Raw genomic sequence first — 13,969 nt, 5'->3', positions numbered from 1 at the left:
CAATGGCGGTTGCGCGCAAGCGCCGGCGCCGGCGGCAGCGAATTGTTTCGCAACCGTCATCGAAGCGTTGCATACGCCGCCGACGGGAGGCAAAGTAGGCGGTGAATGCTGCACCTGCGTTCAAGATGCGGATGCGGGTGTGGTGCGTGCAATCAAGACCTTACCGGAGCCGATGCGGATGCTTGGGCCTGTAACTTCTTCCGGCAAGTCTGGTTGCAACGCCGAAATGAGTATGTTACAGAACCATTCCTCTCGCCACCGAGATTGTCGCGCGCGGATCGGTCCGGGTCTCCCGCGCAGCTTCGGGGCCGCCAAAAACAACCAATAGAGGGCGCTCTCCGGTGACATCTGCAACCGCTGGTTCGACCGGTCTGGCTGACCGCTATGCGTCCGCTCTTNTTGAGTTGGCGCAATCTACCTCCTCTCTCGATGCCGTCGCGGCTGAGCTGCGAAGCGTGAATGCGCTGATCGGCGGAAGTCCCGATCTGGCACGCCTCATCGCATCGCCAGTCATCAGCCGCAAGAGCCAGTGGCGCGCTGTCGATGCCATCCTCCAGCACGTGGGGATCAGTGATCTCACCCGACGCTTTGTGGGTGTGGTCGCCGATAACCGCCGCCTCTTCGCATTACCGTCGATCATCACCGCGTTCCTGCATCGGTTGGCCGAGCAGCGGGGCGAAACCTCCGTCGAGGTGGTTGCCGCCCAGGCGTTGACGCCGGCGCAATTGAACGCCATTACCCTGGCCTTGCAAAAGGCCGTGTCGAAGAACGTCGCTCTCACCACCCGTATCGATCCCGCATTGCTGGGCGGGCTGGTCGTCAAGGTGGGTTCGCGTATGGTCGACAGCTCCATTCGAACCAAGCTTAAACGGTTGAGCCTTGCCATTAAGGGGGTCGCCTAATGGAAATCCGGGCCGCGGAAATCTCTGAGATCATCAAGAAGCAAATCGCCACCTTCGGGACCGAAGCCGAGGTAGCGGAAGTCGGAACGGTGCTGTCGGTTGGTGACGGCATTGTGCGTGCCTTCGGCCTGGACAAGGTTCAGGCCGGCGAACTTGTCGAGTTCCCCGACGGGACCAAGGGCATGGCCCTTAACCTCGAAGAGGATAACGTCGGCATCGTGCTGTTCGGTGACGACCGCGCCATCCGCGAGGGCGACACCGTCAAGCGGACCGGCGCCATCGTCGACGTTCCCGTCGGCAAGGGCCTCCTTGGTCGCGTCATCAACGCGCTGGGCGAGCCCATCGACGGCAAGGGTCCGATCGACGCGACGGAGCGTCGTCTTGCCGACGTCAAGGCGCCGGGCATCATCCCACGGCGTTCGGTGCACGAGCCGATGCAGACCGGTGTCAAGGCGATCGACTGCCTGATCCCGATCGGTCGCGGTCAACGCGAGTTGGTCATTGGCGATCGGCAGACCGGCAAGACCGCGATCATCATCGACACCATTCTCAATCAGAAACAAGTCAACGCCCAGGCCACGAACGAGCACGAGAAGCTTTATTGCATCTACGTCGCCATCGGCCAGAAGCGCTCCTCGGTTGCCCAGCTGGTGAAGATCCTGCAGGACAACGACGCCTTCCAATACTCGGTGGTCGTCGCCGCAACCGCATCCGAGCCGGCGCCGCTGCAGTACCTGGCGCCCTATACCGGCTGCACCATCGGTGAGTATTTCCGCGACAACGGCATGCACGCGGTGGTCTTCTACGATGACCTCTCCAAGCAGGCCGTCGCCTATCGCCAGATGTCGCTGCTGCTGCGCCGCCCGCCGGGCCGCGAAGCCTATCCGGGTGACGTCTTCTACCTGCATTCACGGCTCCTCGAGCGGGCGGCGAAGCTGAACAAGGATCATGGGTCCGGCTCGCTCACCTCGCTGCCAGTGATCGAAACCCAGGCCGGCGACGTGTCTGCCTACATTCCGACCAACGTCATCTCGATCACCGACGGTCAGATCTTCCTCGAAACCGAGCTGTTCTATAAGGGCATCCGCCCTGCGGTGAACGTCGGCATCTCGGTCAGCCGCGTGGGTTCCGCGGCGCAGATCAAGGCGATGAAGAAGGTTGCCGGCTCGATCAAGCTGGAGCTAGCCCAGTACCGCGAAATGGCCTCCTTCGCCCAGTTTGCTTCTGACCTCGACGCATCGACCCAGAAGCTGCTCAATCGCGGTGCGCGCCTGACGCAACTCTTGAAACAGCCGCAGTTCAAGCCCTATCCGGTGGAAGAACAGGTGGCGGTTATCTACGCGGGTACGCGTGGCTATCTCGACGCTATTCCGGCCGATCAGGTCTCGCGTTACGAGCAGGCGCTTCTCGACAACATGCGGGCGAACGGTGCCGACATTCTCGACGCCATCCGTTCCCAGAAGGACCTGACCGCCGACATCGAAGCGAAGCTGAAGGCGTTCCTCGATCGCTTCGGCAAGTCGTTTTCCTAACTTTGTGATAGCGACGCCTGCGCGCTTGCGTCAGGCGTCGAGGAGTGGAAGGCGCCTCCCATGCCGAGTCTCAAGGATCTGCGAGTTCGCATCACCAGCGTCAAATCGACGCAAAAATCACGTCGGCAATGAAGATGGTGGCGGCGGCCAAATTGCGGCGGGCGCAGGCCTCCGCTGAAGAAGGCCGGCCCTATTCGCACAGCATGGAGCGCATGCTGTCCGGGTTGATCGCCAGCTTGCCGACGCTGGACACGGCACCAAAGCTGCTTTCCGGCTATGGTGCCAGCCAGAAACATCTCCTCATTGTCGTCACCGCCGACCGTGGCCTTTGCGGCGGCTACAACAGCAACATCGCCCGTGAAGCCAAGCGGCAGATCGCGAAGCTTCACAAGGACGGCAAAGAGGTCAAGCTGTTCTGCATTGGCCGCAAAGGGCGTGACGCGCTCCGGCGCGAATACGGCCGGCTGATCGACGACTCCCTCGACAACGTCACCCGCAGCGGGGCCCAGTTTGCCCCGGCGCGCGACATTGCCCGCAACCTGCGCAACAAGTACGAGGCGCGGGAGTTTGACGTCTGCTCGCTGCTGTACAACACCTTCAAGTCGGCAATGACACAGGTGGTGACGATAAAGCAGATCATCCCCTTTCCCTACACGACACTGACAACGGCGATGTCCCCTGGGGAAGCGATACAATCGGCAGCCTACGATCTTGAGCCGGAAGAGGATGCGCTGCTCGAAGCACTGCTGCCGGCCAATTTGGCGATGCAGATCTTTGCCGCCCTCCTCGAGAGCTACGCCTCGGAACAGGGTGCCAGGATGACGGCGATGGACAGCGCCACCCGTAATGCCGGCGACATGATTAATAAGTTGACGCTGACGTACAACCGCAGCCGCCAGGCAGCGATCACCAAGGAACTGATCGAAATCATCTCCGGGGCCGAAGCGGTCTAAGGCCGACGGCCGCCTGAGGGACGATAAAAGTCGAGGGAGCAGAGGATGACCAGCAACAACGCCGTCGGCACGATCACCCAGGTCTTGGGCGCCGTGGTCGATGTCCGCTTCGAAGAGAGCGAACTGCCGCATATTCTGAATGCCCTGCACGTGGAAAACCGCGGCAAGCGTCTCGTGCTTGAAGTGGCGCAGGAGTTGGGAGAAGGGGTCGTCCGCACCGTCGCCATGGACACCACCGACGGACTCGTCCGCGGCCAGGAAGCGATGGATACCGGTTCGCCGATCAACATTCCGGTGGGGCCGGAAACGCTTGGGCGGATCATGAATGTCGTCGGTGAGCCGGTGGACGAACTGGGACCGATCGAGACCAAGCGAACCTTCCCGATTCACCGCAGCGCCCCGGAATTTGTCGATCAGGCGACGGACGCCGAGATCCTAGTGACCGGCATCAAGGTAGTCGACCTGATCGAGCCGTACCTCAAGGGTGGCAAAGTCGGCCTGTTCGGCGGCGCCGGCGTCGGCAAGACCGTCATCATCATGGAGTTGATCAACAACATCGCCAAGGCGCACGGCGGTTACTCGGTGTTCGCCGGTGTCGGCGAGCGGACGCGCGAAGGCAACGACCTCTACCATGAGATGATCGAGTCGGGCGTTATTCAGATTGGTGCCAGCGGCTCCAAGGCGGCGCTTGTCTACGGTCAGATGAACGAACCGCCGGGCGCCCGTGCCCGCGTCGGCCTCACCGGGCTGACAGTGGCCGAATACTTCCGCGACGAGGAAGGCCAAGACGTGCTGTTCTTCGTCGACAACATCTTCCGCTTTACCCAGGCGGGTTCCGAGGTGTCGGCGCTGCTCGGCCGCATTCCCTCGGCGGTGGGCTATCAACCGACGCTTGCTACCGACCTCGGTGCGATGCAGGAGCGGATCACCTCCACCAAGAAGGGTTCGATCACCTCGGTGCAGGCCATCTACGTGCCGGCCGACGACTTGACCGACCCGGCGCCGGCCACCACCTTCGCCCACTTGGACGCAACGACGGTGCTCAGCCGCTCCATCGCTGAGCTCGGCATCTATCCGGCGGTGGACCCGCTCGACTCCACCTCCCGCGCCCTTGATCCGCGCATCGTCGGCGAGGAACACTACACCATCGCCCGCGAAGTGCAGCGGGTGCTGCAGACCTACAAGTCACTGCAGGACATCATCGCCATCCTTGGCATGGACGAGCTGTCCGAAGACGACAAGATGACTGTGGCGCGCGCCCGCAAGATCCAGCGCTTCCTGTCGCAGCCGTTCCATGTGGCCGAAGTGTTCACCGGCAGCCCCGGCGTCTTCGTTTCCCTCGAAGACACCATCAAGGGCTTCAAGGGGATCGTCGCCGGCGAATACGACCACCTGCCGGAAGCCGCCTTCTACATGGTCGGCACCATCGAGCAGGCGGTGGAAAAGGCGAAGAAGCTCGCCGAAGAAGCCGCATAAGCAGCGGCAACGGAGAGACGCGCCATGGCCGATACCTTCAAGTTCGAGCTGGTGACACCGGCAGCGCCGATGATTTCGCAGCCGGTGGAGCTGGTGATTATTCCGGGCGCCGGCGGTAACTTCGGTGTCCTTCCTGGGCACGCGCCACTGCTGTCAACGCTGCGCCCGGGGGTGATCGAGATCCGCGACAAGGCACTCGCCATTGTCGACCAGATTTTCGTCGACGGTGGGTTCGCCGAGGTAACACCGGAGCGGACTACGGTCCTCGCCGAGGAAGCGGTCCGCGTCGCCGACCTCAGCCGTGAAGACGCGGAAGCGCGGCTGAAGCGGGCGCACGACGCCCTGATGGTTGCCGATACGGTCGGGGTACGCACCCTCGCCGAGCGCGACCTGAAAGCGGCGGAAGCGATGGTCGAAGCCTACGAAGCGTTCGACAAGCCGCACGGCAAAGCGTAAATAGAATGAGTATGGATCCGGCCGACTTGGCCGGGTCCGCTTGTCATTCGCACTATCATCCCAATCGGCGATTCGTCAGTACAAGAACGAACGCACGGCTTCTGAGGGAAACATGTTTCTGTATCTCGTCCAGCACGGCGAGGCTGTTCCCGAGTCCGAGAACCCTGACCGGCCGTTGACGCCGACAGGCCGTAGCGATGTGGAGCGCATGGGCGCTTTTCTCGCCGAGGTCGGGGTAAAGGTGCCGCTGATCATTCATTCAAGCAAGCTTCGCTCCATCCATTCGGCGCAGTTGCTTGCCTCAGCGGTGGGCAATGGCGGCAAGCTCGCCGAACGAACCCGGGTTTTGCCGGGTGATTCACCGGAGTGGCTGGCCGAGGAAATCGCCGACTGGCACGAGGACACCATGGTCGTCGGCCATCAGCCCTTCATCGGCAAGCTGGTTTCGCGACTGGTTCTCGGCAAGGAAGCACCGGTGCTGGTGGACGTCNACCCCGGGACGGTCGTCTGCCTGACCCGCCGCAGCGCCAGCCGCGCTTGGCTCATCGCCTGGATGCTACCGCCCACCCTGTTACGCGGCTGAGGGATGGGCGGCATCGCCATCCGTGGCGATCGGCCGCCGTCCCCCCCTCCCTCGTGGCGCCCCGTCAGCCCGACGACATGCGCATCGTTCGTATTGCGGAGAGAGCGTGGCAATGGATCGTCGCCGCGCATGATCGCTCCTACAACTTGGCTAGCGTTCCTGGTCACGGCCCTCGTTGTCGCCGCGGCACCGGGGCCGACGGCACTCTTACTTGTCAGCTATGGCCTGACCCTCGGCCGACGAGGCGCCCTGCTGACGGTGCCGGCGGTGATGCTGGGGGACGTGACGGCGATGGCGCTGTCGCTCGCCGGGCTGGGTGCGATCATCGCTAGCACGGAAGCCCTGTTCACTCTCCTCAAGCTGGCCGGAGCGGCCTATCTGTTCGTCCTCGGCATCCGGATGTGGCGCGCACCGTCGCCATCGCCCCTGGCCGCGACAACAGTCNGCGACAGCGCCCCCGCGTCGCGGTCGCGCTGGGCGGTGCGGCGTCACCTCTATCTAGTGACGGCGCTCAATCCCAAATCCATCGCGTTCTACGTCGCCTTCCTGCCGCAGTTCGTCGGCCACGACCAGCCGGCAGCACCACAGCTGGCGATCCTGGCGCTGACCTTCCTCGTCGTCGGCGCCATCAATGCAACGGCCTACGCGCTGGTTGCCGGCCATGCACGCCGAATGATCCGCGACGCACGCTCAAGCCGCTGGCTCAATCGCGCCGGTGGTGGCGCGCTGATCGCTGCGGCGGGCCTTCTCGCCTTCAGCCACCGCCTCGCTTAACAGCAACGGACGGCGAAGATTATTGTGCCCCAGCGCTATGCCATGTTTATGGCGTATTGCTCTCTATCGCCGAAAATGGCAGCGGCGCACCACTGGTTTCACTTGGCAGAGACTGGCAGCAGTACACGATCAGCCGCAAAGCCGGGAGTCATCGCTCACCGGGCGACGCGGCAGCGTGGTGATTGCCGCAATGGATCGACTCGCGCTTTCGCCGACCTGTACTCATAGGAAGATGGCTAATGGCAGAAGTAGCGTAAGCGTTCGCTGAACCCCACAAAGCGATTCGGCGGGCGATCCGTGCCAGCGGTGCGACGCTGCTGTTCCTGCCGAAATACTCGCCCGACCTCAACCCGATCGAACAGTTGTTCGCCAAACTCAAACATTGCCTGCGCCACGCCGCCGAACGAACCCGCGACGCCCTCTGCAGGGCCATCGCAGAGATCCTCGACACCATCTCACCAACCGAATGCACCAACTATCTCGCTAACAACGGAAATGCGCGCGCTTGATCTCATCCCGCCATAGCTCTTGCGTATTGCGCCGGATGATGCACTCCGATGCGCTCCAAAATTTGGAAGGGGAAAGCGATGCCCGACTACCGCCGCTTTCGCGTTCCGGCTGGGAGCGCGTTCTTCACGGTGAACCTGCTGCAGCGGCAGGGTACCGCGCTTCTGACCGAGCGCATCAACCTCCTCCGAGACGCCGTCCGGCGCGTCCGTCGGCAGCGGCCGTTCAGCATCGACGCCTGGGTGGTGCTGCCCGACCATCTTCACGCCGTCTGGACGCTGCCGCCCGGCGACGACGATATCTCGACCCGCTGGCGGCTGATCAAGTCGTTCTTCGTCCGCGGCCTGTCGCACTTCGAATGGCGGTCGCCGGTGCGGCGCGAACGAGGCGAGCGCGGCATCTGGCAGCGGCGGTTCTGGGAGCACGCCATCCTCGACGACGCCGACTACGCCGCACACATGGATTACGTGCACTTCAATCCGGTCAAGCACGGCTACGTCACCGCGCCGGCCGATTGGCCGTATTCCACCTTCCGCGCCTGCATCGCCCGCGGCCTCTACCCCGCGACGTGGGCCGGCATGGATGTCCACGACCTCCAAGCCGGCGAGCCCGATTGAAGCAGTCAGATAGAATAGGGCGGAATAGCTCTTGCGTATTCCGCCGAATGCCGCAACACATCGTCTCGTATCGAGGGGGTCAAGTGGGATCTTTAAGGGAGCCAGCTTTGGAGCTGCAACATCCGGCGGAATACGCCAAGGGGCTATTCCGCCCTATGCGCTGATCGACAATCACCTCCGCAGGGGTGCGATGGCGGCAACGCTTTATATCGAGGCGCTGGCCGAGCAGGATCGGCGGCCAGGCGCGGCTGTCTCATGGGCGTTAAAGTAGTAAGAAATTATCAGAAGGTTGCCCTGGACGATGTATCTAAATTCAGTCGGCTGTGTAAATTATGGACCACTGCGTAATGTAGACATTGTGCCAACAGTCTCCGCCTCGGGACTGCCTTGGCCACTGGTTTTGCTGGGCCCAAATGGATGTGGAAAAACATTACTGACAAGCATTATTGTCGATGCGGTCATATCTTTTAAAAAGAATGTGTATGATTCGATACCTGAAATTGAGCATAAATATTTCTTCCAAGTAATACGCCCTGACTTAATTGGGCCTAAAGAGAATTTTTACCTCACATTTGCTGAGTTCATCGAGGGCGGCGCACACGCGTCGCGTGCAATCTATTGTCGTCACCACCGTATGCATGAACCAGATGCGTCCCCTAACGATAAGGTGAATAAATACTTCAAAACGACCTCAGACGAGTTCCGGAAAACAGGAAACCATGATCAGACAATGCTCCCTGAGCAGATGTGGGGCAGCATCAGAACAGATATTTTTCTATATTTTCCTCCCTTCCGATTTGAAATCCCAGTTTGGCTTAACAAAGAAACCAAAATCGATATGCCTTTCCGTGAGCCTATCCAAGGAAAGGCAGATAGCTCGATTATTCAGATGAATCTATCGCGTATTTCGCAATCATGGATAGTCGACATATTTCTTGATAGAGAATTATACGAAAAGCAGACTGTATCACATATTATTGATGGACGAGCTGTTACCTTGCTGCTCGGCTATAAAGGTAGAGGAAGTCAATACGTAGAACTAGTTAATAAATTACTTACCACCGCTTTAAAAACGAAGTTCCCAGATATATCGTATGCCAGACTGGGCGTTTCACGACGACAAACACGTCAAGTTGCAATAATTATTGGCAATGATAACAAGACTGAATACGTATATGCGCCGTCTTTCTTTCATCTATCGGCAGGAGAATCTTACTTACTCGGCTTATTTATATCGATATTGCGCGAGCACGATATTCGGAACCCCGGTGATCGCATCGAGATGGATGATATAAAGGGGATTGTAATTATCGATGAAGCAGATTTACATCTGCATATTAAATTACAAAAAGAAACTTTTGCTGCAATGATGAAGCTATTCCCTCGAGTACAGTTTATAATTTCCACTCATTCTCCTTTAATGATTCTTGGTATGCGAGACGTATACGGGGAAGAAGTGGATTTCATCGAACTGCCGTCGGGTACACCTGTCATTCCGGAAGAATTTTCGGAGTTCAAAGTTGCTTATGAACAGTTTCTATCTTGGAACGAGGGCTTCAGAAGTAAATATGATACTGCAATAGAGAAATTGCGTAATACACAAAAGCCGCTCATTATAACAGAAGGAAAAACTGATTGGATGCATATCTCGGCGGCTTTATCGCGCTTTCAATCTGCTGGAGAATTTGCGGAAGTTGATTGTGAGTTTCTTCGCTATGAAGAGTCAAAGGGAAATGCAGATCTGCTTCAAATGTGCAGGCATTTATCAAAAGTGAGGCACAATAAACCAATTATCTGCGTGTTTGACAGAGAAGATCAGAAAATCTTAAACGAGAAAAACGCAGGTTGCGAAACTAAGCGTTGGAGTAATGAGGTATTTTCGATCGTCTTGCCACTGCCAAAACATAGGCAGGAATATTTCCCTTTTTATACCGAGTTATATTATGACGACGTCGACCTTCAGCGAAAAGACGAGGAAAATAGGCGTCTTTACTTCACAAATGAGGTTGAAGAAGTAATTAGAAAGCAGCCGGGTGCCGAGAAGACGAAGGGGCGTCAAATATCAATATTGCCGTCAAAGGATATTGCAAGCGAGAGATCAAAAAAAATATATGACAAAGACGTTGACACACTAAAGGATGCGGATGGTAAAAACTGCGCTCTATCAAGAACTAAGTTTGCAGAACTGGTGTTCGGAAGACACGAGGGCTTTAATGATCTTGACATAAAGCACTTTTCGGTCCTCTTTGACCAGCTTAGAAGTGTTCTCCAAACATTTGGCGATGGATAAGCATATTTAGGTGGTCTGAGGCATATGGCGTTAAGGCTGCCGGCTCCATAGGAGGTAGACCGGAGACAGCAGCCTTAGTCCTTCAAGACAACTAATTCCGCGCCGACAGCAGTCCCCTTGCTACCACGTGCGCCTGGATTTCCGCCGCCCCTTCGAAGACGTTGAGGATGCGGGCGTCGCAGATGACGCGGCTGATCTGGTATTCGGTGGCGTAGCCGTTGCCGCCGTGGATCTGCAGGGCGTTGTCGGCGTTGGACCAGGCGACGCGGGCGCCGAGCAGCTTGGCCATTCCGGCCTCGATGTCGCAGCGGCGATCGGGNTCTTTCTGGCGGGCCGAGTCGTAGGTGAGCTGGCGGGCAATCATCGTTTCGACCGCCATCCAGGCCACCTTCAGCGCCACCCGCGGGAACTCGAAGATCGGCCGGCCGAACTGATTGCGCTCCTGGGCGTACTTCATCCCCAGTTCCATGGCGTTCTGAGCGACGCCGACGGCACGCGCCGCCGTCTGGATGCGGGCACTCTCGAAGGTTGCCATCAGCTGCTTGAAGCCCTGCCCCTCCTGGCGGCCGAGCAGGTTCGCCGCCGGCACCTCGAAGTCGTCGAAGGCCAGCTCGTATTCCTTCATCCCGCGATAGCCCAGCACCTCGATCTCACCGCCGGTCATCCCCTTGGCCGGGAATGGCTCGTCATCGGTGCCGCGCGGCTTTTCGGCGAGGAACATGGACAGGCCGCGCCAGTCCTTGCTGCCCGGATCGGTGCGGGCGAGCAGCGTCATCAGGTCGGTGCGTGCGGCGTGGGTGATCCAGGTCTTGTTGCCGATGATCTTATAGGTATCGCCATCCTTGACCGCGCGGGTGCGCAGGGAACCGAGATCGGAGCCGGTGTTGGGCTCGGTAAACACCGCCGTCGGCAGGATCTCGCCGGACGCCAGCTTCGGCAGGTAGTAGGCCTTCTGGTCGTCGGTGCCGCCCAAGCGGATCAATTCGGCGGCGATCTCCGAGCGGGTGCCCAGCGAGCCGACGCCGATGTAGCCGCGGCTGAGTTCCTCGGTGACGACGCACATCGCCATTTTTTCCATCCCCAGGCCACCGAACTCCTCGGGAATGGTGAGGCCGAAGACGCCAAGCTCGGCCATCTCCTCGATGATCGCCATCGGGATCAGCTCGTCGCGCTCGTGCCAGCCGTGGGCGAACGGCACCACCTTTTCTTCGACGAAGCGGCGGAACTGGTCGCGCACCATGTTCAGCATCTCGTCGCTACCGGGGTTGCCGAAGTTGCCGTCGGCAATCAGCACAGCAATCCGCATCCTGACCGGGGCGGCGTTGCCATGGCGGATCAGCGTCGTCACCGCCGGGGTGAAGAAGGCGTGCATCGCCTCATCGGTAACGCCCATGTCGGCGGGGCGAACCAACTCCACCTGGGTCATCGGGATGCCACCGGCGATCTGTGCCAGGTATTCGCCGTAGGCCGATTGCAGCATCAGCGTCTCGAGTTCGCTGAGGGCACCCTCGGCATCCAGTCGCTCTGCCCAGGCCAGCATCTGCTGCAGGGCAGCAACGTAGGTGGCGAGCCAGGAGTAGCCGTGCGCGGCAAACTGGTGCTGGTCGAGCAGGTCGGAATCCAGTCGGCCAGCACGGATTACCTTCGCCGAGACGCCCTTGCGCACTTCGACAAGAAGGTGCTGTGCCGAGGAAAAGGCATCGAGGCAGGTGTTGATCAGGTCGGGAAGGACGGGGCTTTTCTCTTCGGTCACGGCGACGTCCATGGCGGTTTCCTCTGTCCGGCCACCGACGCCGTCGGGTCATCGGCGTGCCATTCGATCCAATTCGTATCCGGCGGCACACCCGCACCGCCACCAACGGTTTTTTTATGCTTGCGCCGGTAGACCCGGGCAAGCCCTTGAAAGAACAGTGCCCGCCGCCAACGTTGGCGGGCACACGCACGTCGCCGCCCTGGCGAGCCGCCCCGACCGCGCTGCGGTGGGAGCGGCATCGCCAGGATGCGCGATTAGGCCAGCACCTTTCGGATGATGTCGGTCATCGACAGCACACCGATCGGCTTCGAGTCCGCGTCGACGACGACGAGACGGTGGATGCGTCGCCGCAACATGTCGGTGATCGCCGCCGACAGTGGCGCATCGGCGTGGCAAGTGGCGCAGCCGTCGGTCATGAACTGCCCCACCGGCAGCGCCCGCGTCTCTTCCGGGGTGCGCCCCTGGCGGGCCATGACGATGTCGGTCTGCGAAACGACGCCGACGGCCAGATTGTTATCGACGACGACCACAGCGTGGACGTCATTGTCGATCATCACCCGCGCTGCGTCTTCCAGAGCATCGGTCTTCGAGCAGAAGATGATGCCCTTATGCATCTGGTCACGCACCTTGCTGCCGTCGTCGAACACTTTGATCTCGGCTTCGATCTCGCCAGCAACGCTCGGCAACGGCATCGACAGCGGGTACGGATGCGGCGTGTCGTGCACGTCAGACTTGGGCAGCGTTGCCTTTGCCAGCTTGACCGGTGCGTCGGCGGACTTGCCGGTACCAAAGGACGGTGCACCGATGAGAACGGCCATGTTGCCGTGCGGATGCTTGTTGTCGTGCATCAACTGGTGGGCGACCGGCAGGTCGTCATAGGTGAAGCAGCGAGACATGCAGGGATCGAGGAGCCCCTCAACCGCCAGTTCGTTCATGTCGTTCGCCTGGACGCAATTGGCGAAGTGCGAACCCTGCACCCGCTTCTGCCGCATCCACAGGTAGCGCAGGTCAACGGTGGCATTGTAGCCGGTGGTGCCGGCGCAGATGACCACCATGCCGCCGGTGTCGCAGACGAACATGGAGGTGGGCATCGTCGACTCGCCCGGGTGCTCGAAAACCACCTTCGGCGACGCCTTGGTGCCGAGAATATCCCACAGCGCCGCACCAAAGGAGCGCACACCCTTCAGCCAGTTGTTGTAGCCGACGGTGTCCTTCCAATGCGGCAGCATGCCCCAGTGGTCGAAATTCTTGCGGTTGATGCAGCCCTTGGCGCCGAGCTTCATGCAGTAGTCGATCTTGTCTTCACCGGAGACGACGGCGACCGGGATCGCACCTGAGGCCTTGGCGATCTGAATCGCCATCGAGCCGAGGCCACCGGCGCCACCCCAGATCAGGGCAACGTCACCCGCATTGAGCTTGTGCTCAGGCCAGCCGTGCAGCATCCGCCAGGCAGTGGCGCCGACGAGCACATAGGAGGCTGACTCCTCCCAGGTCATGTGCTTCGGCTTCGGCATCAACTGCTGCGCCTGCACTTTGGCGAACTGGGCAAAGGAGCCGTAGTTCGTCTCATAGCCCCAGATGCGGAAGCTCGGCGAGTACATCGGATCGTTGCCGGCAGTCACCCACGGGCAGTTGCGGTTCCACTGGCCGCAGTGCGCAACGACTTCATCGCCGACCTTGACGTTGGTTACGTCCTTGCCGACGGCGTAGACGATCCCCGAGGCGTCCGAACCGCCGATGTGGAAGTTTTCCTTCTCACCCTGCTTGTTACGCGCCTTGATGACGTTGACAGGAATGCCGAGCGCAGCCCAAACATTGTTATAGTTGATACCCGCCGCCATGACGTAAACGAGACATTCGTCGTCGGCGATGGAAGGAACAGGAACGACCTCCTTCTGGAACGCGGTCGTCGGCTGACCGAAGCGCTCTTCGCGCACCAGCCAGGCATGCATATTCGACGGAACTTCCCCGAGGGGNGGTTGCTCGCCGATCTCGTAAAGGTCCTTCGCCATTCTTGATCCCTCCTAGGCCGCCGTCGTCGCGTCCTGATTGCGACGCGACAGTGTTTCCCGTACCCATTGCTGCGTTGATTGCCGCAGCGCACACATCGGTTTTTCGCACTCGCC

General features: G+C 60.0%; 11 protein-coding genes and 1 pseudogene. 10 read left to right on the top strand and 2 right to left on the bottom strand.

Going from position 1 to position 13,969, the window contains the following annotated elements; genetic code table 11:
• Positions 1–341 precede the first annotated feature (341 nt).
• The 10 genes and pseudogenes from HQ394_RS14905 to HQ394_RS14860 all read left to right on the top strand — a co-directional run bounded on the left by HQ394_RS14905 (position 342) and on the right by HQ394_RS14860 (position 10,090).
• Positions 342–902 carry a F0F1 ATP synthase subunit delta gene (locus HQ394_RS14905; RefSeq protein WP_190260882.1) on the top strand — a complete coding sequence of 187 codons (561 nt, stop codon included), beginning with the start codon at positions 342–344 and terminating at the stop codon, positions 900–902.
• Positions 902–2,434, top strand: a complete 1,533-nt coding sequence (gene atpA, locus HQ394_RS14900) for a F0F1 ATP synthase subunit alpha (RefSeq protein ID WP_190260881.1) — start codon at positions 902–904, stop codon at positions 2,432–2,434. Before HQ394_RS14905 ends, atpA begins: the two co-directional genes overlap by 1 nt.
• A 128-nt stretch (positions 2,435–2,562) precedes the next feature.
• A complete protein-coding gene (locus HQ394_RS14895; protein ID WP_317628953.1) occupies positions 2,563–3,387 on the top strand; it encodes a F0F1 ATP synthase subunit gamma in 825 nt (274 codons plus the stop codon).
• A 45-nt stretch (positions 3,388–3,432) separates the two neighbouring features.
• Positions 3,433–4,863 (top strand): F0F1 ATP synthase subunit beta, encoded by a 1,431-nt coding sequence (gene atpD / locus HQ394_RS14890; protein WP_190260880.1) that lies wholly within the window; start codon positions 3,433–3,435, stop codon positions 4,861–4,863.
• A 24-nt stretch (positions 4,864–4,887) separates the two neighbouring features.
• Entirely contained in the window at positions 4,888–5,319 is a 432-nt protein-coding gene (atpC, locus tag HQ394_RS14885; RefSeq protein WP_190260879.1) for an ATP synthase F1 subunit epsilon, read from the top strand.
• A 112-nt stretch (positions 5,320–5,431) separates the two neighbouring features.
• Entirely contained in the window at positions 5,432–5,902 is a 471-nt protein-coding gene (sixA, locus tag HQ394_RS14880) for a phosphohistidine phosphatase SixA (RefSeq protein WP_190260878.1), read from the top strand.
• A 3-nt stretch (positions 5,903–5,905) separates the two neighbouring features.
• Positions 5,906–6,676: a LysE family translocator gene (locus tag HQ394_RS14875; protein ID WP_456151448.1), complete on the top strand. Its 771-nt coding sequence runs from the start codon at positions 5,906–5,908 to the stop codon at positions 6,674–6,676.
• A 272-nt stretch (positions 6,677–6,948) separates the two neighbouring features.
• A pseudogene (locus HQ394_RS14870) lies at positions 6,949–7,185 on the top strand (transposase); the annotation flags it as partial.
• A gap of 78 nt (positions 7,186–7,263) precedes the next feature.
• Positions 7,264–7,800 (top strand): REP-associated tyrosine transposase, encoded by a 537-nt coding sequence (locus HQ394_RS14865; RefSeq protein ID WP_190260877.1) that lies wholly within the window; start codon positions 7,264–7,266, stop codon positions 7,798–7,800.
• Between the two features lie 301 nt (positions 7,801–8,101).
• Positions 8,102–10,090: an AAA family ATPase gene (locus tag HQ394_RS14860; protein ID WP_190260876.1), complete on the top strand. Its 1,989-nt coding sequence runs from the start codon at positions 8,102–8,104 to the stop codon at positions 10,088–10,090.
• 91 nt (positions 10,091–10,181) lie between these two features.
• Here HQ394_RS14860 and HQ394_RS14855 read toward each other — a convergent pair whose 3' ends face one another.
• Together HQ394_RS14855 and ccrA are read right to left on the bottom strand one after the other, a co-directional pair.
• On the bottom strand, positions 10,182–11,855 hold the full coding sequence (locus HQ394_RS14855; RefSeq protein WP_190260875.1) for an acyl-CoA dehydrogenase family protein: 1,674 nt from the start codon (positions 11,853–11,855) through the stop codon (positions 10,182–10,184).
• A 242-nt stretch (positions 11,856–12,097) separates the two neighbouring features.
• Entirely contained in the window at positions 12,098–13,795 is a 1,698-nt protein-coding gene (gene ccrA / locus HQ394_RS14850; RefSeq protein ID WP_456151626.1) for a crotonyl-CoA carboxylase/reductase, read from the bottom strand.
• Positions 13,796–13,969: the final 174 nt, after the last annotated feature.

This window comes from Defluviicoccus vanus (assembly GCF_014672695.1).
GTDB lineage: Bacteria > Pseudomonadota > Alphaproteobacteria > Rhodospirillales > Defluviicoccaceae > Defluviicoccus > Defluviicoccus vanus.
The sequence above is the reverse complement of the archived record's forward strand: the minus strand, read 5'-3'. Positions and strand labels throughout refer to the sequence as shown.